This is a genomic window from Chitinophaga sp. (assembly GCF_035761305.1).
Lineage (GTDB): Bacteria > Bacteroidota > Bacteroidia > Chitinophagales > Chitinophagaceae > Chitinophaga.
The window spans coordinates 1-23,524 of sequence record NZ_DASTRI010000280.1; the positions used below are offsets into that span (position 1 = coordinate 1).

A 23,524-nucleotide genomic window follows, 5' to 3' on the forward strand; every position below is an offset into this window, starting at 1 on the left:
AGCAGGACTACACCAACCTGAAGCTGCAGTTCGACTCCCTGTACCGGGTGTCTATCTCTTCCCTGGACCGTACCAGCCGCGATATAGGTATTGTTAAGGATAGCCTGAGCAATGTGTCTACCCAGCTGAATAACACCAACATTATTATCGGCGACGCCATACACCAGGTAAACCAGGCCAGGAAAAGGAGTTTCCTGGACAAGCTGTACTGGGGCATTGGCGGGTTAGGCATAGGCGTGGCTATTACCGCGGTGGTTGCGGCAATAAATTAGGTACGGTGCCTGCGATGCGGCAGGAGTTAACACCCTGTGCCTGTGCAGAAACCACATGGCAATGCGCATCTGCGGCGGATGCTATCACAACTTGCACCAGCCAGCCTGCTTGCTGCAATAATCTATAAACGCAAATAGCTCATCCTGCCCAGGTGAGCATATTTTTTTACGGCAGCGGCTGGTACATTACCTGCTTTGCTGGTTTGCTGCAGCTGGTACTAAAAAGGCGCTGTTTATCGTACCTTTGCAGGACTTCCGCAGCCTCATGTTCAAAAGCAGCATTTATAATGTTTCCAGGGTATTTTGCGGCGATATAAACATTTGTTTAATCAGGCGGGGCAACGGTTTTCACTGCGGCCGCGTATTAAAAGAAATTTGTATTATTATAGAACAATGAATGGTAATCTTTACCGATCAAATTGCGCTTTTCGTCGAGCCTTTCGCACAAATGCACTTTTTTCGCGTTTATATATTCACCAGATCAGTACCATTGCAGCATGTAATGGAAGCCAACTATCTAATCAACAGCTAAATGCAAATCAATGAGAAAGCATTTTTTAAAGCCCGGACTGCCTTTACTATTAATGAGCTTGCTTTGCAGCAGTGCCTTCTTTTCGTGCAAAAAAGATAGCACCGCCCCTTCGGACGGCAGCAACACCGGGAATAATGGTACTGCCCGCACTGATGAAGACTCGCTGAAATACCTGATGTACCGTATTATGCAGGTGACCTATGCAAGTGGCGGCCGGGATGCAGCCAAGGGCCTGCCCACCTACTACTGGTACAACCAGGTGCCTGCTCCAGACCCTTTCAGCGCCACTTACGCCACCGCCGAAGACCTGCTGAAAAACATGATCAGCTATCCCAAGCAGAACGGCACTGCCCTGGACCGCTACAGCTTCCTGGACCGTACCGGCTCACTGGCCAATAAGCTGGAGAACGGCATCATTGAAAAAACCAACGGCACCAGCGGCAGCCTGGGACTGGAAGTAACCTATGCGCTGGACCAGAACAATAAAAGCCACCTGATAGTGATGTATGCCGACAAAAACAGCCCGGCCGGCGTGCAGGGTGTGCAGCGCGGCTGGGAAATAACCGCCATTAACGGGGATGATGATATTGCATATGACAACGGCGGCGCCAATACCACCAAGGTAACCAACGCGGTATACAACGCCAGCTCCTCTACCTTTACTTTCAAAAAGCTGAACGGCAGCACCGCTACCATTACGCTTAATGCGGCTTCCTACAACGTAAACCCGGTATTGTTTGACACCATTTACACGGTAAGCGGCAAACAGGTAGGTTATTTTGTGTTTTACACCTTCTCCAGCGTATATAATTCAAGCGGGGCGCCCACAGCCACCAAACAGGTGCTGGACCAGCTGTTTGCCAGATTCAAATCGGCCGGCATCCGCGACCTGATTGTTGACCTGCGGTACAATAATGGCGGCGCCGTAGCCACTGCGCAATACCTTGACAGCGCCATTGCGCCGGCCACTGCACAGAATAAAGTAATGTACAATTACATTTACAACGATAAACTGACGCAGAACCTTACGGCTACCGGACTGCCGGCCGCTATTAAGTTCACCAATACCGGCGGCCTTTCGCTGGATAACGTGTTCTTTGTTACAGGCAACCAAACCGCCTCTGCCAGCGAGCTAACGCTGAATAACCTGAAGCCCTATATGACCGTAAAGCTGGTAGGCGATACTACCTACGGCAAACCGGTAGGCTTTTTCAACTACACCATTTCCGATTATGACAGCACCGGTAAGGAACACTACCTGGCCGACCTGTATGCTATAAATTTTGAAACCAAGAACGCGCAAAACCAGGGCGGCTACTTCAGCGGCATAGCGCCGGATGTGGCAGGCATTGATTATGTGAACATTCCCTGGGGCAGCACCAACGATGACCACCTGAGCAAAATATTCAGCTACATCAGCACGGGCAGCTTCCGCCAGGCCGCTACAGAACAGCGCTTGGCCAACAATCCTAACCTGCGCATGAACATAAAACGTTCTATCACCTCCGGCCAGTTCAACGGCATGGTGGATTTCAGGCATAACAGGTAGGGTATACAGTCTTAAAATAAAATGTGCAAATGGCGGCAACAGTTTACCTGGTTACCAATCATTTGCACATTTTTATTTTTGCCCGGTTGCGCGGTGGGCAAGGTTTTCCTTCCCCGGCGCCGTCCTATATTTTAAATACCCGTGCATTTAAATTTTTCCGGGTTTTATTTATATTTGGATAAGCCGCTGCTTATCCTATTGTTGCTATCCTGTTGAAAAAAATCCCCTGGCGGATTACCGTTATCATTAATAATTGTCTTCACCATGGCAACTATAAGATCAAAGATTGAACTGATTGATGAAGAGATCACCAAAGTATACAAAGAGCCGACTGCCGATTTTACGCAGCCGGACTGGGAAAAGAGCATGCAGGCAGCTGCGGCCGCCTTCAGGCTTACCATACAGCCCGAGCTGTCTTTTATACGTAAGGCGGTGCTGGATTGCCTTGAGCAGGCAAATTATGGCAATGTACATATCATTGCCCAATACATTAACCTTACCCAACAGCTGAAAAATTTTCTTACGCCTACCACCGACGAGATACTGGCCGACCAGCAGAACCTGCAGTATGCCTTTACCTTTTTTATGATGCGCGACCTGATGCCGGATGCGCGCGATGAGATCATGTACTTCAACGACCTGCTGAAAGCCTGCAGGAAAAAGCGTATTAAGTATGCGCCCCTGCTGGAGAAATTATTACCCCATGCCAGCAGCCAGATAAGGTTTGGCAACTATTCTGTAAAAATGCTGTTTGAAGGCGCACTGTGAACATCCCCATCCCTTAACCACTACTTTGGAGGATGAATAAGTATATTTATCCCTATGAAATATTTCCTGCCTGTTATTTGCCTGCTGCTGTGCAGCAGCGCCTTTGCCCAACAAACCGCATTTAAGGTAATTCCCCTGGGCGTAAAGGGCGGTGCGGATGAAAGCAACCTCTCTGCCTACCTGGTGGCCCCGCAAGGTTCCGACAGCTATATATGCCTGGATGCAGGCACCTTACACGCCGGCCTGCAAAAAGCAGTGAATAACGGCCTTTTCAAAAAAACAGCCGGTGAGGCGCTGCGTCAAAATATAAAAGGCTATTGCATTTCACACCCCCACCTGGATCATGTGGCAGGGCTTATCATCAATTCCCCGGACGATACCGCCAAAACCATTTATGGCCTGCCCTTTTGCCTGGATGTGATACAGGACAAATATTTTTCCTGGAAAAGCTGGGCTAACTTCGGCGACACCGGCGAAATGCCGCAGCTCAAAAAATACCATTATTACCCTTTAACGCCCCGGAAAGCTACCCCGCTTGCCCAAACGGACTTAAGCGTACAGGCGTACCCGTTAAGCCATTCCGCCACTTCCCACAGCACGGCTTTTTTGCTGCGTGTAAAAAACGCGTACCTGCTTTACCTGGGCGATACCGGCGCCGATGCGGTTGAAAAGTCTGATAAGCTGCTGCAGCTGTGGCAAACCGTGGCGCCGCTGTTAAAGGCCCGCCAGCTTAAAGCCATTTTTATAGAAGTATCTTTCCCCGAAGAGCAGCCCCGGAGCCAGCTTTTCGGGCATTTAACCCCCGGCCTGCTAATGCAGGAAATTCGCCGGCTGGATAGCCTGGCCGGCCCGCATAGCATAAATAACCTGCCGGTAGTGATCACGCATATTAAACCCTCCGGTAATAATGAAGCCATGATCCGTAAACAACTTGCAGGCATGAATAAGCCGGGCCTGCGGCTTATTTTCCCCGAGCAGGGGAAGTTGCTGGTGTTTTAGAATACTTCATAATTATTAACTATTTGAAAAAGGAAGGAAGCAGGGGGAATTATTAATGTTTAAAGGGACAGTTATAGCATATTTCTCAGTTGGAGAATATTTTCAAAAAGAAATAAAGTTTTCATTTGGAAAAATATTTTTCATTTGAAAACAAACGTCTATATTTGTATAACAATAACAAAAATGAGCGGAAACGCAGCTGCTCTTTAAATATGTCTGCGGGCTTATGCAATTTTTTAAACTTTATTCCATCATGAACGAAAATGCTGTAGAACGAAAAATCTTAGTAAATGCGAATCATCTCAATGCCACCCATCTACGCATTTGGGGCTAAACATCCGCCGGCTGTAAGACCATTAAACGATTGGTGCAATAAGATACGGAAGGCAAAATGTGCTAATTTTAACGAGTTAAAAAGTGAGGTATCTGGCTCAGTGGATTATGTTGGAAAAGATATGTACGTTTTCAACATTGGTGGCAATAATTACCGGTTAGTAGCAGGTATTCATTTTAATACACAACTGGTTTACGTGCGTGCAATACTAACACACAGAGAATACGACGAACACAATAAAAATGGAACCTTGCTGGATTTATAAACAAGGTTAATCTGGTATTATGAAAATAACAACTAAACAGGAATACTTTTCCGTGATGGCAGAAATTGAGGGCCTTTACCAAAAAGGCTTTTCAAATCTGAGTAGTGAAGAGGAAAAAAGACTTGACCTGTTAGCGAAAGCGGTTGAAGCATGGGAAGCCGTTAATTATCCTATGCCATTAAAACCACAGTTCCCCGAGATAGTAGAATATGTTATGAAAAGCAAACAGCTGAATCAGACTGCGTTAGCCGGGGAATTAAACATATCGAAGGGCTTTTTAAGCCAACTCTTACGCGGCACCAAAGTACCTAACACTGAAGTATTGAAATCAATGCATGAGAAATTTCACATTGATGGTAATTTACTTTTAGAGAGCCTGGTTTAACCCGTAATTTTCATCTAAACCATTTTTCCGGACCCTTTTCTACCGGTGCTGCTCATACACATTTACCGGCACTGCCGCCTTTAGCTGCTCCAGCTCGGCAGCGCTCAGCAATGGCGCAGTAGCAGCCGCCACTGCATCATGTAATTGGGCAGCAGTGCGAATGCCTACTACGGCCGCAGTAATGGCCTTTTGCTGCAGCACAAAGCGCAGGGCTGTTTGTGCGGGGCCGCGATGCGTATTGGAAACAGCCTTTACGGCGCTGGCAGCGCGCTGCACCGCTGCCGCCGTATAATTAAGGTAAGGGGCCGCCGGCTTATCTATGAGCAACCCTTTAGCAACACTGCCGCGGGCCAGCACGCCAATGTTATGCTGCTCCAGCAAGCTCAGGCAGGTTTCTTCCGGCCGCCGGTCCAGCAGGCTGTATTGCATCATTACGCTTACTATACGCGAGCGCTGCACGTATTCGCGTATCACATTCGGGCGGATGGAGGAAATGCCGTAGTAACGGATCTTGCCCTGCTCCAGTAAAAGCTCAAAGGCCTCAATGGTTTCATCTATATTATCTTCCAGGGTGCCGCCGTGCAGCTGGTACAGGTCAATATAATCAGTTTGCAGGCGGCGCAGGCTGCCTTCTACCGAGCTTAAAATATACTCCTTGCGCGGGTTCCAGTCCCACCCACTGCCATCGGGGCGCCACTGGTTGCCTACCTTGGTGGCAATGATCACCTCTTTACGTTTGCTCTTCAGGGCTTTGCCCAGGGAGGTTTCATTAGCGCCCTTGTCATACAGGTCGGCCGTATCAAAATAATTGATGCCGGCGGCCATGGCCTCGTGTATTAACGCTGCGTTATCCGCATCGCTGCCCTGTAATGACATGGCGCCAAAAGCGATCTCGCTGATCTCCAGGTCCGAATTGCCTAACAATTTGTATTGCATACAGCAAAACTAGGGCATTCATCTTAATCAGCAGCGCATACTCATTTATAAAATAGTAGCCTGCAGGCGCGCGGTTGGCTATTGTGCGTATAAATTACGCGGCGTATATTGTTGTATGAAGCAAAAACTGATCAACGCCGGCCTGCTGCTTTTTGCCGGTTTAATAGGCGCTACGTTTCACGCGCATGCACAGCATAAAAGCCCTGTGTTAAATCATATAGCCATTTCCGTGTACGACCTGGATAAAGCCACTGCCTTTTACCGCGATGTGATGGAGATAGATACCATGCCCGAGCCTTTTCACGACGGCAAGCATACCTGGCTTAAAATAGGCCCGCATAGCCAGCTGCACCTCATAAAAGGCGCAAAGGAAGTTACTGACCATGATATAGCCGCACATCTATGTTTTAGCGTACCTTCTGTAGATGCGTTTATCGCAAAGCTGAATAAGCTGCACATTCCCTTCCGCAACTGGCAGGGCGAAAAACAAAAATATACCCTGCGGGTTGATGGCGTTAAACAGGTTTACCTGCAGGACCCTGACAATTACTGGGTTGAGGTGAATGACGATAAGTACTAACCGCTTTATTTAGCGCCTTCCAGCTCGGCCCGGGTGGAGTGGTCGTCATAGGGCTTATACTGTACATTTTCTATTTTCAGCACCACCGGGTTGGGCCACTTGTTGTTGGTGTAAAAGCGCTGGCCGTTTACTGCGCTTATCACCAGTCCTATGGGCGTGGGCTGCACATATACATGCGCATCAAAATCTTTTTTATACTCTACCAGCTCGCTGCCATACCCTAATACAGATACTTTGGTTTGCGCGTTGCCCTGCAGGGTTTTCAGCACCAGCTCTTTACGCTCCCCGTATTTCCACTCATCGCCTGCAGGTACAAACGCATACACGGTATTACCGGTTTTAGCCCGGGTAAACCAAATATTGCCTTCACGGACAATATGCCAGGGGCGTATGGCGCTAATAGCTTCTTCATTAGCCAGGTTCCACAGGGCCAGCTCACGCAGCAGCGACTCCTGTTCTATCTGTATTTCCCCGTTGGCTTTAGGGCCAACATTCAGCAGCAGGTTACCGCCTTTGGCCCTTGTTTCAATGATCATGTTAATAATGGCGGTACCGGATTTCTGCGGGTCATTAGTGGGTTTCCACTGCCAGTCGGTACCCATGGTAAAGCAGGCCTCCCAGGGGCCGGGCACGGGCTGGTTGGGCAGCTCCTGCTCCGGCGTGCGCATGGCTCCGCGGGTAACCAGTACATCCGGCTGCAGCTGCCAGGCATATTCTTTCAGCCCTTCTGCCGGACCGTCGAAAAATATAATATCTATTTTGCCGTAGTTGGTCAGCAGCTCTTTCAGCTGCGCTTTATCATACGCCATCAGCTCAGGATTTTGTGCGGGAAAGTGCTGTGGCACCTGCATGCGGCCAACGGGTATGTGATGTTTGTAGAAAAAGTAAAAATCTTCCGGTGAAAAATACAGTCCTATGGCAATGCCCTGCTTACGGAAGGCGGCAATAATCTCTTTCAGCGCATCGCGCTGAAAAGGCGTATTCATAATATTAAACCCGGTTGTTTTGGTGTTCCACATACAAAAACCGGCGTGGTGCTTGGTGGTGAACACTACATACTTCATACCGGCCAGTTTTGCCAGCACAGCCCATTCATCAGAATCAAATCTTTTAGGATGAAAGGTTTTGGGCAGCTCCGCCGTAAACCTTTGCAGGTAATCGTCGGATGCGCCGGCCATGGAGTGGCTGATAACCGCGCCTACCTGCACATCCACGCTCCAGTGAATGAACATGCCCAGGCCCATATCCATAAACCATTGCTCTCTTTCCGGTTTATTGGCGGTTTGCTGCGCAAAAGCGGTGGTGCTGCATAAAAACAGCAGCAAAAAGGCGGTAGTAATACGCATAATTCACTGCACTGTTTTGGTTAAACCCTCAATATACAATCAAATGGCGGCAGATGCATGAAATTTTGAGGGTTGAAAATATTCCGTTTGAGATAAATATTTTTCCTTATTGCGTAAACGGAAACGATATATCGCGTAGTACCTTGGCGCCACGAAATGCTTCTATGAAAAAGGTTATCTTATGTTTGGCGGCGTGCTTTGCCGCCACGCCACTCCTATACGCACAACAATTTACGCCGGCGCAGCAATTGATATTACGAACCAACGAAGACTCCCTGAACGCGGGCGTTGCCCAGAACAAAACCGTGGTATCTGGTTACGGGTCGGCTTTTTACCAGCGCAACTTTAACGACGAAATATCACGCGCTACGCTGGAGCGGGCAGTATTGTTCATCGGGCACCGTTTCAATAACAAGATCTCTTTTTTCAGTGAAATGGAGCTGGAAAATGCGGTAGTAAGCCCGGGTGAGGAAAGCACCGATAATTTTAAAGGCGAGCTGGCCATGGAGCAGGCTTACCTGCGCTTTAACCTGAACCCGCGCCAATATATCGTAGCCGGCCTGTTTACCCCGCGCATCGGCATATTGAACGAGAACCATCTGCCGGTAAACTTTAACGGGGTAGAGCGCCCGCTGGTTGAACAATACATTATACCGGCCACCTGGCGGGAGCTGGGCATTGGCTTTTACGGCCGCCTGCGCCGCCTGCCGCTGAACTACAGCATTGCTTTGCTGAATGGTTTGGACGCTTCCGGTTTTCAACATGGCACCGGTATTGTGGAAGGCCGTGCAGAAGGTTCCGGCGCATTTGCCAATAACGTTGCTGCCACCGCCTCCCTGCAATACTTCTGGCAGGATTTCCGCTTCCAGGTATCGGGCTATATAGGCGGCACCAACGGGGCCAACAAACGCCGGTCAGACAGCCTGCAGTTAAGCCACGGCGCATTTGCGCAGCCCCTTTACCTGGGAGAAGCCAACATACAATATGCCCGTAACGGCTTTGCATTTAAGGCCATTGGCAGCATTATATCCTACCCCGGCGCAGCGGATATTAACAAGGCCTACGCCAGCAATGTAAGCAAGGTAATGTACGGCGCTTATGCGGAGCTGGCCTATAACCTGCTGGAAAAAAGCGTTCAATACAAAGAACAGCAGCTGAATGCCTTTGCACGTTATGAGCTGTTTGACCTGAACTCCGCTATTCCCGGCAATGCCATTTACGACGGCACTGTTAAGCAGCAGCACCTGGTAGCCGGCTTCAGCTACCTGCCCATACCCAATGTAGTAATTAAGGCAGATGTACGGCTCATGCATACCGGCAACGAAAACCCGGCGCTGGTTATTAATCCCAGCCCCGCGCGTATTCCTTATAAAACAAACAACACTTACCTGAATGTAGGTATCGGGTATGCATTTTAAACCAGTAAATACAAACCAGTGGATAGAAGAAATTTCCTGAAAGGCACCTGCAAGGCCTGCCTGTTAAGCGCTGCCGCCTTTTCCATGGCCGACCTGCTGGATGCCTGCGGCACTACCATGAAGGGTTTTAAGACCATGGTGAATAATAACCAGGTAGCGGTGCCGCTAACGCTGTTTGCCACCAGCGACCTCCAGATCATTAGCCCCAGGAACTACGACTATGAAATTGCCGTGCGTAAAAATGCAGACAGCACCTATACCGCGCTGCTGATGCGCTGCACCCACCAGGCCAACCAGCTGATACCAACCGGCAACGGCTTTGTATGCAGCCTGCATGGCAGCCAGTTTGACAAGAACGGCGAAGTAAAAAAAGGCCCTGCAGAAAAGCACCTGCAACACCTGGCCACCACCATCAACGATACAAACCTGATTATTCATATTTAACCAAACAAGCACATGAAAAAATTATCCATATTGTTACTGGCTGCCTGCAGCCTTACCCTGTTTTCCTGCAGTAAAGACGATGACAACGGCGGAAATAGCAACGAAGATTTTAACACACTGAAAGCCACTGTACTTACAGACTTTGCCGCCAAAACCGGTCTGCCCGGCTATAGTGACCTGAAAGAAAAAGCCACTACCCTTAATAATGCCATTACAGCGCTGAACAGCAGCGCCACTGATGCGAACCTTACTGCCGCACAAACCGCCTGGCGCGATATGCGCAGCACCTGGGAGCAATGTGAGGGTTACCTGTTTGGCCCTGTGGAAGACGATAACTATGATCCCAACATGGACACCTGGCCGGTGGATTATGTGCAGATGGACTCCCTGCTGGCCAGCAACAACCCGCTGGAGCTGTCTGATATAGAAAACCTGAGCACACTTTCCCTGAGAGGCTACCATCCTATAGAATACATATTGTGGGGTAAGGATGGCAAGCGCACCGCCGCCGCCATTACCGACCGCCAGAAGCAGTACATTACCAGCCTTTCACAGGACCTGGTGAACATTTGCACCTCCCTGTACAACAGCTGGGCGCCTGATGGCGGCAACTTTGCCAATAAGGTGCAAACCGCCGGCAGCGGCAGCAGCGTGTTCACCAAAAAGCAGGATGCTTACATTGCCATAGTGGAAGGGCTCATAGGTATTTGCGATGAAGTAGGCAGCGGCAAAATGAAAGAGCCTTATGATGCGCAGGACCCCAAGATCGTAGAGTCGCCTTTCAGCGGCAACTCCGCCATTGATTTTAAGAACAACATTACCGGCGCCTATAACGTGTATACGTGCAAATTCCTGGGCAATGAAGGCAATGGTTTGAACAAGCTGGTAGCTATGAAAAACCTTTCGCTTGACAACGAGATACAGCAGCAGTTCCAGGCCGCCATTGCTTCCTTTAACAGCATTACCCTGCCTTATGAGCAGGCCATCCTAACCCAGCGCGTACAATGCCAGAACACCATGAATGCCATTGATGCGCTGAAAACAACACTGGAAGAAAAGCTGAAGCCCTTTATACTGACTAACATTACCGACTAAACGCGGTATTATATAACCGTAACATGCAGATAAGGAAGATATACGTTGCAGCGGCATTGCTTACATTGCCATTTATGGTAATGATGTGCACCAAACCTGCCACTTTTGAGGACAGCGGCTACGACATACGCCTGAGCGGCGGCGCCGCTACGGTGTTTGACGAAACCAGCAAAGCCTTTGGCCACGCCATGGAAGGCATGAATGCCGGCGATGAGCATGCCCATGAAATGGGCGACCGTGCCGTAGAACAAACCTTTGTAACTGCGCCTGCGCCGGTGAACAGCGGCCTGGGCCCCATTTTCAACAATGTGAGCTGCGTAAGCTGCCATCACAACGATGGCAAGGGCAACCCAACCACAGGTTTGGTAAGTTCCTCCATGCTGGTACGTTTAAGCCTGCCCGGCGCCGATGAACATGGCGGACCGTTGCCGGTGCCGGGGTTTGGCCTGCAGCTGCAGGATATGTCTATTTTTGGCAAGCAGCCGGAGGCAAAGGTGAACATCACCTATACCAACCAAACCTTTACCTACCCGGATGGTACGGTGGTAACGCTGCGTAAGCCCTGGTACACACTTTCAAATCCGTATATCCCGCTGCCTGCCGGTGTAATGACCTCTGCACGCATGGCCCCGCCTTTTTTCGGACTGGGCCTGCTGCAAAACATTCCTGAAGCTACCATACTGGCGTTTGCCGATGAAAATGACGCCGACGGCAACGGCATTAGCGGGCGGCCCAATTATACCTGGGACCCGGTGAACCGGAAAATGATGCTGGGCCGCTTTGGCATGAAAGCCAACGCCGCCACCATTCTTACCCAGGTGGCCGCCGCCTACCAGCAGGACATGGGCATTACCAGCTATGTATTTCCGCAGGAAAGTTCCTTTGGACAGCCGCCAATGGACGACCTAACAGATGATCCCGAACTGCCGGACTCTATTTTAAACACTACTGCCTTTTACATACAAAGCCTGGCCGTGCCCGCCCGCAGAAATGTTACTGACCCGCAGGTACAGCAGGGCGAACGGCTGTTTGCGCAAACCGGCTGCGCCAGCTGCCACAGGCCCACTATACAAACAGGGGTGGATGTACGCTTTAAACAGCTCAGCAACCAGCGTATACACCCTTATACCGACCTGCTGCTGCATGACCTGGGCGCTGACCTGGCAGACGGCCGGCCGGATTACACGGCCAACGGCAATGAGTGGAAAACGCCGGCCCTGTGGGGCATAGGGCTGTTTGAAAAAACCAACGGCACGCCCTTTTACCTGCACGATGGCCGTGCGCGTACGCTGGAAGAAGCCATACTGTGGCATGGGGGCGAAGCGCTGAAAAGCAGGCAGCAGTTTGCTGCGCTCAGCAAAAACGACAGGGATGCAGTGATCCGCTTTCTGAAGTCGATTTAAAAATACTTCTTCAACAGGGGTTGAAACCGGCTAGAACAGTGAAAACTGGTCTTCGCCGGTTTTGTTTTTGTCTTTCCTGGCAGCGGGTTTATTTTTTGCCGCGGGCTTTTCCTGGCCGCCCAACAGGTACAGCTGTCCTGAGAGGTCTTTGATTTCTCCCTCCTCAAATATTTTTACCACCCCATATAAACCGTCATAGCCGGGCACTGGCTTTACTTCCCGGGCGCGCATACGGCGAATGGCTTCTGCCAGCACCGGGCCGCCCTGTTTGCCCAGGTCGGCTACCGGTACTTCCTTTAACACGTTAAACTCGTTACCAAAAGTGGAAATGGTTTGATGGAACGCCTGCTGCACCGCTTTGCTGGCTGTTCCGCTGCCCTTTATTTCCGCCAGTATTTCCGGCAGGGGAATAATGTAATCGAAGCCGGCGGCGCCCTGCGGCCTTTGCGGCATGGGGCGGTCTGAAAGCTTTTGTATGCGGTGCAGCACTCCAATGGTAAGCGGCTGGCCACACTGCGGGCACAGGCAGCTATGCTGCACGCTTTGCTCCGGCAGCCAGGAAATACCGCACTTGCGATGCCCGTCGTGATGGTACTTACCTTCTTCGGGGAAAAACTCGTAAGTGCCTAAAAAGCCCTGCTGTGTTTTAATCGCATTAAATATTCCTTCGTAGCTGCGCTCCGTATTAAAAAGGTTGGCCTCCCTGCCCAGCTTCTGCGGAGAGTGCGCATCTGAGCTGGATATAAGCGTAAAGCGGTCCAGCGCGCTCCATTGCCAGTTCATGGCAGGGTCGGAAGACAGGCCGGTTTCAATGGCGAAGATGTGGTGGGAGAGATCGCGGAAACATTCATCAACACTGTCATACCCGCCGCGCGAGCCTAATGTGGAGAACCAGGGCGTCCATACGTGCGCAGGCACCAGGTAGGCCTGGTCTGAGGTAGTGAGCACTATTTCCAGCAGGTCGCGGGAGGGCAGGCCTAAAATCGGCCGGCCGTCTGAAGCCAGGTTGCCTATCTGCGACAGGCGGGCATTAATGCGGGCTACTGTATCAAAATCAGGCGCATATACCAGGTTGTGGTTTTTGCGCACCTTATCGCCGTATTTGTAAATAGAGCTGATCTCCGATGTTAAGCAAAAACGTACATCAATATCCTGCACCTTCATGCCCGGCAGCGCCGGCATGGCAGGCGGATTTTTAAGCCGGAACAGGCCGTTACCGTCCGGCTCCAGCTTTTCTTGCAGCTCGCGGAACCATTGCGGATGCGTGAAATCGCCCGTGCCCACCACGTGTATGCCTTTTACCCGGGCCCACTGGTACAGGGTTTCCAGGTTCAGATCTTTGCTGGTAGCACGGGAGTAATGGGAATGTATATGAAGATCGGCTATAAAGAACATGCTGCTGAAACGGGTTTGGATGTAAACTATAAAGATACGGAAATCGCACGATGGCGCGGGAGCGCCGGCAGTATGGGGCTACGCCGATCATTAAATCATTTTTCAAAATGATAATTTATTTTATTTTCGTGTACATGGAGCAGGTACAAAATGGAAATTCCGTATATGTACTGAAAACCGGGAAGAACCTTTACAAGATCGGCAAAACACAGGATCTGCAAAAAAGGCTTTCTTCCTATCATACTCACCTGCCCATTGTTTTCCGCCTGGTACGCCAGTACATCACCCCGCAGATGGATGCCCTGGAAGCCAACCTGCACATGGCTTTCCAGCACAAGCGGGTAAAGGGCGAATGGTTTGAACTGCAGCCCAACGACCTGGTGATATGCGACAATCTTGCCCGTGGCTTTGCCCGGGTACAGCGCCCGCGGGAGCGCAGCAAGCATACCCACATACAATACAGCAGCAACCCCATGCTGCAGGTGATGGAAGCCAATGAAAAATACCTGCACGACTACTCCCGTATTGCCGACGATCTTACCCTGGGCCTGAGCGTGGATGAAGTATTTGCCCTGTATGACGGCACTGTTAGCACAACTGTTATTACCACGGTAAAAAGACTGCTGCAATACCGTACGCCCAACGCTGAATTGCTGGGCCACTGGCGGCATATTGTGAGCGACCTGGGCGCCGGCATGAGCGAAAGGAAAGTGCTGGAGAAATACAAAGGCCAAACCAACCGCACAACGGTACAAATGATCAAGCGTATATTACGCAACCAGCTATATTGATTTTCCCCGCTGCACTTCCCCGGGGGTAACCCGCCCGGTTTACGGACTTCTTTAATTTACACAGTCCCTGCCCGCAGCAGTAAGAGAATGGCGTATAAAGCAATGAACACCGTACCGCATGGCTGCCTTGCGGTTTAAATAATATATTCATCAGATGTTATGAATAACAGGGATAGGTATACGTAGTTCTACGCAGGCAATACAATGCGCTCCGGCCAGTCTGCCAGCCTCTTTTGTAAAAAGGGCGGTTTCCCAAATGGAATACTGGTTAAATTCCTACTTTTGATTTGGGTGACTAATAAGTTCAGAACACGATGTAGCTTACCCGCAGGCTGGTGATGCGACCAACATCGCTGGTCATTCCCATCCGCTGTAAAGCGGGTGGGATTTTTTTTAGGAGGTATAAAAACAGTGTAGCCCCCGCGTTACCGGGGGCTACATGCTCGCTTATGCGGAAGCCTCAACCTAGCTCCCAGATTTGCTTAAGCACCAGTTGGAAAACTGCGCTTGTTTATCTCGGTGACTTATAGGTAAGCTTTTCTTTGAAACTACATCTTACTGCGCCATTCTCCGTCATAAAATAGCTCACTTCAAAGTAAGCCACTTTACCATCTGCGTCCCAGGTAAGTTTGTTAACACCGGTAGGGTCCAGCTCTGCGTTCCGTTTGGTGGCGCCGGCATCCTTCCCGTAATAATTGGTTACTGACGTAATATTCCCGGCTGCATCAAAATAGAATACCGGGCTAAAGTTACCGTAGTAGGAGTCCGTGAAGGGACCGCCGGCAGGGCCGCTTTTAATACGATGCCCGTATGTATGGGCGTAAGTATCGTCGTAGTAAGCAACAGAGTTCCCCGTGTAGGTAATTAGCTTAGCCTCTACAGGATAATAGCCCCAGAGCGTGCCGTTTGTATAGTCAACCATATCGCCGGTTACGGTATATACGCCATCATAGCTGTTACGTACGGCAAAAGAATACAACGCTTTACCAAAGTTACCGCTAATGATGCCGGTTGAAACAGATGCTATCTTTAAAGGCAATGCATAGTTTGCGTCAAAATCAAAATCGCTGCTGCGGATAATGGTGGCCTGCACCTGTATTTTCTGTGTACCGCTTTTAATAACAGCGCTGGAAGGCAGGCGGAATACGCTGGCAGGGGGCGCCACATAATCCGTTCCCTGATCTGCGTTATATGCGTTCAATGCATCCGTATCAACCTCCAGTGTAACCGTAATATCAGACGGCGCCATATCGGCCCCCGAATAGCTCAGGTTTAAATTGATTTTGGCAGAGTCGCCTTCGCCCAGGCTGCCCAGGTCTACTGAAAACCGCGGCACCACAGCATCCACCGGAGATACAACAGAACCTGTATTTTCAAATTCCACCACATTATTTGACTGGCCAGGATCCAGCGCAACGTGGTCTTTCAGACAAGAAGTAAATGCCAGTGCCATCATGGCCAGCGACACTTTCTCAATAATATATTTCATCCGTAATTTTTTTTATTGTTTAAACTCCACAATCCTTCGTTACTCTGCGGCCCAGAAAATAAGTGACGTAAAAGGACTGATACCTTTGGGCATGTTAGTGCCGTTATTAGACGACTCCGTATTCGGGTACAGCAGCCTGGTAGGCAGCCTGTCCGGGCGGGTGCTGATAGATTGTGTAGAAGCAAATGTTTGTACCGGATCGGAAGAGCCATTTGTGATCTTCGGATAATGTGTTCTGCGATATTCATTCCAGGCCTCATGACCATGTATGAAGTTGAGCGCAACATATTTCTGGGTGATAATGGCTTCTATCTGCTGGGCCTGTGTTGTTGCCAGGTCAAAATGCACCAGGTAGCTGTCCGGATTGTTGTCCAGGTATGCCTGGTAGTCAACTGCCGGATCCCAGTTGGGTGTTTCAAAAGTACCATCCGGTTTCATGTAATCGTATTTAAAGGAGGCCAGCACACCTGCATCAAACAATGCTTTTGCATTACCGGTAATCGTACCTCTTATCACGCCTTCTGCCTGAAGCAGGTAACTTTCCGCAGCTAACAGCAAGGGCTCTCCGAAAGTGGGGTCCTTGAAAATGCCAATACTGGCGCCTGCGCTGGTGCTTGACCTGCTGCTGCCGGAATTGGCGGTAGACAGCCAGGCGCTGCCTGCAGGGCAGGAAGGCACGCTGTTGCTTTCAAAACCCAGCTGGTTTGCAGCCGTGCTCGGGAACTGGTAATAGATAGCATACCCACGGTAATCATCCAACTTCTGGCCATTGTAAAAAGAAAGTATCCACTTGGTAGGTATCCAGGCTTTATTACCGGCGCTGCCGGTAGCGCTGAATACCCAGGTATTCCAGGCAGGGTTTTGCTTGTTATTATCCCGTACATAACCGGGATTAACAATAGCATCAGTAGTCAGGAACCCTGCTTCATCAAAAGAGGTATTGGCAAAAGCTACCTTGCCGCCCGCGCGTATTATTAAACGGAGCTTGAGGGTGTTAGCCAGCTGCTTCCATTTATCCATATCTCCTTTAAACAGGGGATCGGCGCTACCCAGGTCTTTTACGTTGTTGGTAGAATTTTCATCCTGCTCGGTCTGTGTTGCGTTAATAAGCGCAATAGCGGAGTCCAGCTGAATGCCCAGATCTTTGTAAATGTCCTCCGCCTTATCATAAGCAGGCGTAAGCTCGTCTATACCTTTTAATGCCTCCCTGTACGGAACATCGTTATAAGTATCTACCAGCATCTGAAAATTAAACACTTTCATGATGCGGGCAGCGGCATTAAAGTAGCCATAATCCGCCAGTGCATCTGTCTGGTTGAGTACATACTGAAAATCTTCCAGCACATCATAAGAAGATGACCAGAGGCCGGCACTGGTAGCGTTACTGAAGTTATAGGTAACCGCAGCGCCAAAGCCGCCATAGCCGCCAGCGTTGGCTGCGTAGCCAACCAGCTGTGAGCCATAGTTGTTAAATGAGCTCACATTAGCTGCGGTATAAACAATCGCCTGGGGCAGTACGGTTTCCGGCGTACCGGATGTAGCCTGGTTCGGGTTAGCGTTGATATCCAGGTATTTTTTACAGGAGCTACCCAACAACACCAGTCCTACGGATATAAATATTAATAAGCGTTTTTTCATTTCTCTGATTTTTAAGATACAGTTAGAATGTCAATGATACGGTAGCGCCGTAAAAGCGTGACGGCGGCGTTTGACCCAGGCCGGTAAGCCCTATACCGTTGCTGTCATTACCGGCATCACTGTATTCAGGATCTGTATAATAGTTTGATTTGGTCAGCCATACGAACAGGTTACGCGCCTGCACGCTGATAGTGGCCGCCTTAATAGCTTTGATCTTGCTAAGCACCGACGCCGGCACATCGTAAGCCAGTGATATTTCCCTTAGCTTCCAGAAATCACCGGAGGTAAGGTAGTTGGAGGCTACGGTACGGTTCTCATCGTTTGTCCAGAAACCTGAGTTACCGTTACCATTATTTACGGTAATGTTGGTGTTCTTAATGTACTCGCCCGGATGGTTAGGATCTTCATACACGGAGTTCGGGAACACAAAGCGGTCGCGGTTGAACGCTACGGTTCTGATACCGGTACCGGCCCAGTCCAGCTCACCACCCATGTTGTTATACACCATGTAACCGCCACGATATTCAAACAGCGCGCTTAAACGGAACTGCTTAAAGCGTACGTTCAGGTCCAGGCTCACGCGGTTGCGGGGGGTAGCATTACCCAGTATTTTAATAGTATCATCAGTCCTGGGAATACCGGTAATGCGGTCTACAATCACGTGGCCTTCCGGATCACGGCTGTAGTCTTTACCCATAATAACCGGGAAGGCGTAACCAGCTACGGCATATGAACCGGTGCCATTGCTATAGGTAGCTATTGACAGGCGGGGCAGGTCGGCGCTGATGTTGTCTACGTTGTTATCCAGGTAAGTATAGTTACCGCCTACGGTTACTTCCAGGCTGGATGTTTTAACAGGTGTTACATGCGCGTTCACTTCCACACCGCTGCTGGTGGTTAAACCGCTGTTTACACGGTATGAAGAGAAACCGGTAGCTGTAGATACCGTAGTATTTACTGTTTGGTTGTTAGTTTTGGTGCTGTAATAAGTAACGCTGGTAGTAATACGGTCGTCCAGCAGGTTCATGTCAAAACCCATTTCGTAACCTTTGGTCATTTCGGGCTTAAGATCCTTTGATACTAAAGTACCGTTCAGTGTGTAACCGGCTACGCCGCTGTAAGGAAAACCATTGGCCTGGCTAAAGGTAGGCTGCAGGTAGTAAGCGCCAAAGTCGGCCGCATTGCCAAGGTTCACCTGGCCTACTTTTGCCCAGCCGCCTCTTAATTTCAGGTAAGTGATGGTTTTACTTTGTTTTATAGCAGTAATAGCGTCGCTTGCTATAAAGGAAACGTCCACTGAAGGATAGAAGAAAGACCTGTTTTCAGGGTTCAGGATAGAAACCCAGTCATTACGGCCGGTTGCATGTAAATACAGGAAGTTCTTATAGCCAATACGGAAGTCGCCATAGGCGCCTATCTGGCGGGCCGTGTAGTTGCTTTCGCCGCCCAACAGGTTAGTGGTGGTGTTACCCGTATTGTAAAGGTCGGGAATGGTTAAGCCGTTTGCACCGATAGATACATATTTAGCCTGGTCCTGGCGCCACTGGCCGCCTAAAATCAGGTTAAAGCTAAAGTCGCCGTATTCCTTACGGAACTGTGCAAATGCATCTGTTAACAAGTTAGTCAGGTAACCGCTTTCATCTACAACAGAAGCAGAAATATCTGTTTTGGCGCCACTGGTGGTTTCAGCATATGAAGTGTAATCAAATGCGCCAACCGTTGATTTGGCTGAGTAGTTGCGGGTAGATATACCCTGGCGCGCAGTCAGGTCAATCCAGTCAACAGGCGAATACCTTAACTCTATATTACCGGTCAGATAATCATTACGGCTTTTGGAGCGGTTGTTATCCAGCGTAAAGTAAGGGTTCTGGTACCATGGGTTATAGAACCCGTTAGGATTGGCGAACTTGTCGGTTCTCCAGTTCTTATACTTGGTAATATCCACGTTCTGGGGCATGTTCAGCATGTTAGCATACATGCTGGCAGTTTGGGTGGTAATATCCCACCTGTTTTGCGTATAGCCGATGCTATAAATAGCATTCACTTTGTTGCCTATTTTACGGGTACCATTGGCGCGCAGGTTAGCGCGGTTGTATTTGTCTTTAGGCGTTGTACCTTTTACTGTAACATACTGGCCGGAGAGGTAGAAGGTAGATTTATCGTCACCATTGGTAACGGAGAAATCCGTTTGGTTGGTTAGGCCATGCTGCCAGAAGTTGTTATGGGCTGTATTACCGGTGTAGTAAGCAGAGTCCTGGCTGCCATCTTCCAGCGGCTCGCCCAGGGGCACTTTGCTACCATCGAACGCAGGACCGTAAGACTGGTTTTCCAGGTTGGAGAACAGTGGCTTGCCATTAACGTCGTAGCCGTAGGAGCTGCCGCCTGCGCCAAAACCATATTGCAGTTTGGGGAAGTAGGCTACTGATTCAACGGTAGTAGTATTGGACACCTTAATTGCAGTAACACCATTTTTACCTTTTTTGGTGGTTACGATAATGGCGCCATTAGAAGCCTGGGAGCCGTACAATGCAGCAGCGCCCGCGCCATTCAGCACTGTCAGCTCTTCCACATCTTCCGGGTTCAATTGCCCTAAAACAGTGTTAGGTACAATTACGTTATCCAGCACCACCAGCGCCTGGTTGTTACCGGTTAAGGAGCGCTGGCCTCTTAATATCAGGCGGTAGTTGGGATTTACACCACCGTTGGTGGCATTGATCTGCAAACCAGGCACCTTACCCTGCAGGCCGCCGGCTATATTCACCGCTTTACCTGATATCAGGGTTTCCGCTTTAACCACGGTATTGGAAGTGCCTATCTCACGGCGTTTGGATTTAATACCGCCTGCCGTTACAATCACCTCTTCCAGGATGCTGCTGCTGGTTTTCAGCACAATATGCAGCTCACCGCCGCCTACCGTTACTTCCTGCGGCTCATAACCCACAGAGCGCACAATCAGTACCGTGCCAGCAGGTACGTTCAGCTCAAACTTACCTTCACCATCAGTAACAGTGCCGGAGTTTTTGCCTTTGATTTGCACAACGGCGCCCGGTATAGGGCCGCCATCGGAGCTGGTTACCACGCCTTTTACTGGCGCAACAGCTACCGGCAGCGGCGCCAGGTTAGTGACATTGGTGGTGGCTGGTTTCCCTTTTACAATTACCACCTTATCTACAATATTGTAGGTAAGGGGCTGTTTTTGGAAGCAGATCTTTAATACGGATTTCAGATCTACATTTTTTACTTCCAGGTTGACAGGTGCTGCTTTTTCCAGGTCTTCCCTTGAATAAAGGAAAGAGTATCCTGTTTGTTTTTGTATCTCTTTGAAAGCCCTGTCCAGGGAAATGCTTTTGAAAGAAAGCGTAATGTTTTGTGAATTGCCGGCGCTTACGGGCAGGCAAAAAGCAAGTAATAATACAAGTGACAGGAATGGTGTAACAAGCCTGCCTCTGCACCAGACGGCGAAGATCATTAGATTAGATTTTGGTTGATTAATAAATGTTCAGAACACGATGGTTTAGATCACCCACAGGTATATGGGAATGCGACCAACATTCCTGTAGCCTTTAAGGGTATTCATTTTGTTGTTTCTACATTAATAAGCTAGCATTTTAAGGTGAAAAAAATAACAAGTCCAATACGGATAAATTTAACGGTTGAAAGATGACGTTCAATTAGTTTAACGGTTCACGGTTGATTACTTTGGTTTAGTTCGTTGCTATCTTTCAATAGTATCTATTACGGTTGTGTTACGAAAATTTTCCTCCCTTCTATCCGGAATTTCAGCCGCCCGGTAAGCTCCAGCATGGTTAGCAGCTTTGACACCGGTACATCCCTGGGTATAGAGCCCATAAAGTGCTGCGTTACACTGCTGGTATAAACAATTTCCGCATCGTACCAGCGGTTCACCTGCCGCATGATGGAGGCAATATCTGCATCATTAAAGGCAAACATGCCGTTTTTCCAGGCGGTAACGGCGGAGGTGTCGGTATCTTGCTGGAGGCGGAAAGTGCCGTCTTTTAACAGCTGTACCTGTTGTCCCGGTTGCAGCACCTGTGTATTGTCGCCCCTGCTTACTCTTACTGCCCCTTCCAAAAGAGTAGTGCTGATGGCTGGTTCGTCCGTATAGGCGTTAATGTTAAAACAGGTGCCTAGTACGGCTATTTCCATTCCGTTTACAATTACTTTAAATGGCTTTCCGGTGTCGGGGGTTACCTCCAGGTAAACCTCACCGGTAACCGTTACCTTACGGCTGCTGCCGGTAAATGCAACAGGGTAAGTGATAGACGATGCCGCATTAAGCCAAACCCTGGTGCCATCCGGCAATACCAGCCGGAACTGGCCTCCCCGCGGTGTGGTAAGTGTGTTATATACCGCCTTACCGGTATTGCTGCCCGGCGCAGGATATATCAGCTCCCCGCTGTTCAGCTTCAAACCTTTTGTTTTTTCCAGGCCTGAAAGGAAACCGCTGTTTCCTTCGTATAAGGCAATGGAAGTACCGTTGGCCAGCGTTAATACCGCTTTGCTGTTGCCGGGCGGTATATCGTTTTTAAAACGGCTATGCGTCCATTCCGGCTCATGTGGTTTTTCCTTCAGTAGTAGATAAACCCCTGTAGCCGCCATCAGAATTACGATGGAGGCTGCTGCTATGGCGGGCCATGCCAATAACTGCTTCACTTTGCGTTTACCCCCGGCCGGAGCCGTGCGGGTAACCCTGTTATACATATAGTCCCAGTCAATGGCCGGCTCTTCCGCCCCGGGATGTATATTTTCCAAATGGGCATCGGCCAGCGCTTCGAGCTTTTCTCTCATGCCTGGCTTGCTGACATATTCAAAAAACTCCTGCAGTTCTGTTTCAGTGCACGATCCATCAATATACTTCCTATACAGATAGGTAAGGCGGTCGGAAATCCCCGTCATTTGTTGGCTTTTTTGTACTCTGATTATACAGACTGTTTTAGGGAGGGATAGTACCGGGCTGACTAAACATATTTTTTATTTACATGCGATAAGCGCTGCAGCTTATTCGCTAAACCCGGTTTAATATGTGCATCCAGCAGCATAAAATTGTCAGCAGCTGTGCGTGCCTCGACAAGTACAGCCGTATATATTTTAATATGTCCGTCAGGTTATTTTTAACGGTTTGCACAGAAACATCCATTTGCCGGGCAATCTCCTGGTGGGATAATCCATCCCGGCGGCTGAGCCAGAAAATGGCCTGCTTTTTCTCAGGCAGCTGCGCTATTACCTCATGTATGAGGCGCTGGCTTTCCTGGGCCTGCAGCACTTCTTCTGTTATGTTTTGCAATGGCGAAAGATTGGCCCACACCGCCTGCATTGCCTTTTTATCTCTTGCCAGGGCAGAAAGCAGGTCCAGCGCACGGTTGCGCGCCATGGTATAAATGTACTTGCGGGGATAGCTGACAAGCGCCAGCTGCGCCCTGTTTTCCCATAGTTTCAGGAAAATATCCTGTACAATCTCTTCTGCATCTACTGTGGAGTGTGATAACTGGTAGGCAAAAATGAAGAGCCGGTGCCTGTATATTTCAAACAGCTGCCGGAAAGCAGGTTCCTCTCCCCCGGCTATCTGTTTAAACAGTTCGGTTTCATTATAGGTGCTCTGTTGCATTTCACCCGTTAGATGTTTGTTGCGACGGTTTAGGCTTTCACGTTGCTCCTCCCCCTGGCGGGCAGGCCCTGTAAAAGCAGCCTTGTTCAATTGTACTGACAGCTCGTTTACTTCATTCGGTTCCTCCTGCCTGGTTGGAAAACCCGTACTGCCTGCATGGGAACGTCCTACATTTACTTTATACACTTGCCTATACATTTTTGTCTGTGGCGCTCATTATGCATCCACCGGTGATGTAAGCTTCCCGGGAAACTGCTGG

At 49.5% G+C, this 23,524-nt stretch carries 20 protein-coding genes; 12 read left to right on the forward strand and 8 right to left on the reverse strand.

Going from position 1 to position 23,524, the window contains the following annotated elements; translation table 11 throughout:
* The 6 genes from VFS25_RS23370 to VFS25_RS23395 form a co-directional block, all read left to right on the forward strand.
* On the forward strand, positions 1-272 hold a 272-nt coding region (locus VFS25_RS23370), incomplete at its 5' end, for a hypothetical protein (RefSeq protein WP_326464599.1).
* 542 nt (positions 273-814) lie between these two features.
* Entirely contained in the window at positions 815-2,353 is a 1,539-nt protein-coding gene (locus VFS25_RS23375) for a S41 family peptidase (RefSeq protein WP_326464600.1), read from the forward strand.
* A 264-nt stretch (positions 2,354-2,617) separates the two neighbouring features.
* Positions 2,618-3,121, forward strand: a complete 504-nt coding sequence (locus VFS25_RS23380) for a hypothetical protein (RefSeq protein ID WP_326464601.1) — start codon at positions 2,618-2,620, stop codon at positions 3,119-3,121.
* A 54-nt stretch (positions 3,122-3,175) separates the two neighbouring features.
* A complete protein-coding gene (locus VFS25_RS23385; RefSeq protein WP_326464602.1) occupies positions 3,176-4,120 on the forward strand; it encodes a 3',5'-cyclic-nucleotide phosphodiesterase in 945 nt (314 codons plus the stop codon).
* Positions 4,121-4,410: 290 nt separating this feature from the next.
* The gene (locus tag VFS25_RS23390; protein WP_326464603.1) at positions 4,411-4,719 is read left to right on the forward strand and encodes a type II toxin-antitoxin system HigB family toxin; all 309 of its coding nucleotides are present in this window, start codon (positions 4,411-4,413) and stop codon (positions 4,717-4,719) included.
* A 19-nt stretch (positions 4,720-4,738) separates the two neighbouring features.
* Positions 4,739-5,104 carry a helix-turn-helix domain-containing protein gene (locus VFS25_RS23395; protein ID WP_326464604.1) on the forward strand — a complete coding sequence of 122 codons (366 nt, stop codon included), beginning with the start codon at positions 4,739-4,741 and terminating at the stop codon, positions 5,102-5,104.
* A 39-nt stretch (positions 5,105-5,143) separates the two neighbouring features.
* Here VFS25_RS23395 and VFS25_RS23400 read toward each other — a convergent pair whose 3' ends face one another.
* Positions 5,144-6,040 (reverse strand): aldo/keto reductase, encoded by an 897-nt coding sequence (locus VFS25_RS23400; RefSeq protein ID WP_326464605.1) that lies wholly within the window; start codon positions 6,038-6,040, stop codon positions 5,144-5,146.
* Between the two features lie 115 nt (positions 6,041-6,155).
* On the opposite strand from VFS25_RS23400, the gene VFS25_RS23405 reads away from it, so the two are divergent.
* Complete coding sequence (locus VFS25_RS23405) at positions 6,156-6,620, forward strand: VOC family protein (RefSeq protein ID WP_326464606.1); 465 nt, start codon at positions 6,156-6,158, stop codon at positions 6,618-6,620.
* Between the two features lie 5 nt (positions 6,621-6,625).
* Here VFS25_RS23405 and VFS25_RS23410 read toward each other — a convergent pair whose 3' ends face one another.
* Complete coding sequence (locus VFS25_RS23410; protein WP_326464607.1) at positions 6,626-7,966, reverse strand: alpha-L-fucosidase; 1,341 nt, start codon at positions 7,964-7,966, stop codon at positions 6,626-6,628.
* Positions 7,967-8,130: 164 nt separating this feature from the next.
* Between VFS25_RS23410 and VFS25_RS23415 the strand changes: the two genes are divergently transcribed.
* The 4 genes from VFS25_RS23415 to VFS25_RS23430 are packed head-to-tail and all read left to right on the forward strand — an operon-like array spanning position 8,131 to position 12,326.
* Complete coding sequence (locus VFS25_RS23415; RefSeq protein WP_326464608.1) at positions 8,131-9,384, forward strand: hypothetical protein; 1,254 nt, start codon at positions 8,131-8,133, stop codon at positions 9,382-9,384.
* Between the two features lie 18 nt (positions 9,385-9,402).
* Positions 9,403-9,828 (forward strand): Rieske (2Fe-2S) protein, encoded by a 426-nt coding sequence (locus tag VFS25_RS23420; protein ID WP_326464609.1) that lies wholly within the window; start codon positions 9,403-9,405, stop codon positions 9,826-9,828.
* Between the two features lie 12 nt (positions 9,829-9,840).
* Positions 9,841-10,923, forward strand: a complete 1,083-nt coding sequence (locus VFS25_RS23425) for an imelysin family protein (protein ID WP_326464610.1) — start codon at positions 9,841-9,843, stop codon at positions 10,921-10,923.
* A gap of 23 nt (positions 10,924-10,946) precedes the next feature.
* The gene (locus VFS25_RS23430) at positions 10,947-12,326 is read left to right on the forward strand and encodes a di-heme oxidoredictase family protein (protein ID WP_326464611.1); all 1,380 of its coding nucleotides are present in this window, start codon (positions 10,947-10,949) and stop codon (positions 12,324-12,326) included.
* A 30-nt stretch (positions 12,327-12,356) separates the two neighbouring features.
* Here the strand turns inward: VFS25_RS23430 and VFS25_RS23435 are convergent, their stop codons facing one another.
* Entirely contained in the window at positions 12,357-13,721 is a 1,365-nt protein-coding gene (locus VFS25_RS23435) for an endonuclease Q family protein (RefSeq protein WP_326464612.1), read from the reverse strand.
* Positions 13,722-13,828: 107 nt separating this feature from the next.
* Here VFS25_RS23435 and VFS25_RS23440 point away from each other — a divergent pair, with 107 nt between their 5' ends.
* Positions 13,829-14,512: a GIY-YIG nuclease family protein gene (locus tag VFS25_RS23440; RefSeq protein ID WP_326464613.1), complete on the forward strand. Its 684-nt coding sequence runs from the start codon at positions 13,829-13,831 to the stop codon at positions 14,510-14,512.
* Positions 14,513-15,023: 511 nt separating this feature from the next.
* Here VFS25_RS23440 and VFS25_RS23445 read toward each other — a convergent pair.
* From VFS25_RS23445 to VFS25_RS23465, 5 genes are all read right to left on the reverse strand, one after another.
* Positions 15,024-16,001, reverse strand: coding sequence for a DUF1735 domain-containing protein (locus VFS25_RS23445; RefSeq protein WP_326464614.1), 978 nt, complete (start codon positions 15,999-16,001; stop codon positions 15,024-15,026).
* A gap of 39 nt (positions 16,002-16,040) precedes the next feature.
* On the reverse strand, positions 16,041-17,639 hold the full coding sequence (locus VFS25_RS23450; RefSeq protein WP_326464615.1) for a SusD/RagB family nutrient-binding outer membrane lipoprotein: 1,599 nt from the start codon (positions 17,637-17,639) through the stop codon (positions 16,041-16,043).
* Positions 17,640-17,661: 22 nt separating this feature from the next.
* The gene (locus VFS25_RS23455) at positions 17,662-21,108 is read right to left on the reverse strand and encodes a SusC/RagA family TonB-linked outer membrane protein (protein ID WP_326464616.1); all 3,447 of its coding nucleotides are present in this window, start codon (positions 21,106-21,108) and stop codon (positions 17,662-17,664) included.
* A gap of 266 nt (positions 21,109-21,374) precedes the next feature.
* Positions 21,375-22,556, reverse strand: coding sequence for a FecR family protein (locus tag VFS25_RS23460; RefSeq protein WP_326464617.1), 1,182 nt, complete (start codon positions 22,554-22,556; stop codon positions 21,375-21,377).
* A 109-nt stretch (positions 22,557-22,665) separates the two neighbouring features.
* A complete protein-coding gene (locus VFS25_RS23465; RefSeq protein WP_326464618.1) occupies positions 22,666-23,451 on the reverse strand; it encodes an RNA polymerase sigma-70 factor in 786 nt (261 codons plus the stop codon).
* Positions 23,452-23,524 lie beyond the last annotated feature (73 nt).

What these genes read in the sequence shown, in the direction of transcription:
- VFS25_RS23375 (WP_326464600.1), top strand. Translation starts at nt 815, where the DNA reads ATGAGAAAGCATTTTTTAAAGCCCGGACTGCCTTTACTATTAATGAGC.
- VFS25_RS23380 (WP_326464601.1), top strand. Translation starts at nt 2,618, where the DNA reads ATGGCAACTATAAGATCAAAGATTGAACTGATTGATGAAGAGATCACC.
- VFS25_RS23385 (WP_326464602.1), top strand. Translation starts at nt 3,176, where the DNA reads ATGAAATATTTCCTGCCTGTTATTTGCCTGCTGCTGTGCAGCAGCGCC.
- VFS25_RS23390 (WP_326464603.1), top strand. Translation starts at nt 4,411, where the DNA reads ATGCGAATCATCTCAATGCCACCCATCTACGCATTTGGGGCTAAACAT.
- VFS25_RS23395 (WP_326464604.1), top strand. Translation starts at nt 4,739, where the DNA reads ATGAAAATAACAACTAAACAGGAATACTTTTCCGTGATGGCAGAAATT.
- VFS25_RS23400 (WP_326464605.1), bottom strand. Translation starts at nt 6,040, where the DNA reads ATGCAATACAAATTGTTAGGCAATTCGGACCTGGAGATCAGCGAGATC.
- VFS25_RS23405 (WP_326464606.1), top strand. Translation starts at nt 6,156, where the DNA reads ATGAAGCAAAAACTGATCAACGCCGGCCTGCTGCTTTTTGCCGGTTTA.
- VFS25_RS23410 (WP_326464607.1), bottom strand. Translation starts at nt 7,966, where the DNA reads ATGCGTATTACTACCGCCTTTTTGCTGCTGTTTTTATGCAGCACCACC.
- VFS25_RS23415 (WP_326464608.1), top strand. Translation starts at nt 8,131, where the DNA reads ATGAAAAAGGTTATCTTATGTTTGGCGGCGTGCTTTGCCGCCACGCCA.
- VFS25_RS23425 (WP_326464610.1), top strand. Translation starts at nt 9,841, where the DNA reads ATGAAAAAATTATCCATATTGTTACTGGCTGCCTGCAGCCTTACCCTG.
- VFS25_RS23430 (WP_326464611.1), top strand. Translation starts at nt 10,947, where the DNA reads ATGCAGATAAGGAAGATATACGTTGCAGCGGCATTGCTTACATTGCCA.
- VFS25_RS23435 (WP_326464612.1), bottom strand. Translation starts at nt 13,721, where the DNA reads ATGTTCTTTATAGCCGATCTTCATATACATTCCCATTACTCCCGTGCT.
- VFS25_RS23440 (WP_326464613.1), top strand. Translation starts at nt 13,829, where the DNA reads ATGATAATTTATTTTATTTTCGTGTACATGGAGCAGGTACAAAATGGA.
- VFS25_RS23445 (WP_326464614.1), bottom strand. Translation starts at nt 16,001, where the DNA reads ATGAAATATATTATTGAGAAAGTGTCGCTGGCCATGATGGCACTGGCA.
- VFS25_RS23450 (WP_326464615.1), bottom strand. Translation starts at nt 17,639, where the DNA reads ATGAAAAAACGCTTATTAATATTTATATCCGTAGGACTGGTGTTGTTG.
- VFS25_RS23455 (WP_326464616.1), bottom strand. Translation starts at nt 21,108, where the DNA reads ATGATCTTCGCCGTCTGGTGCAGAGGCAGGCTTGTTACACCATTCCTG.
- VFS25_RS23460 (WP_326464617.1), bottom strand. Translation starts at nt 22,556, where the DNA reads ATGACGGGGATTTCCGACCGCCTTACCTATCTGTATAGGAAGTATATT.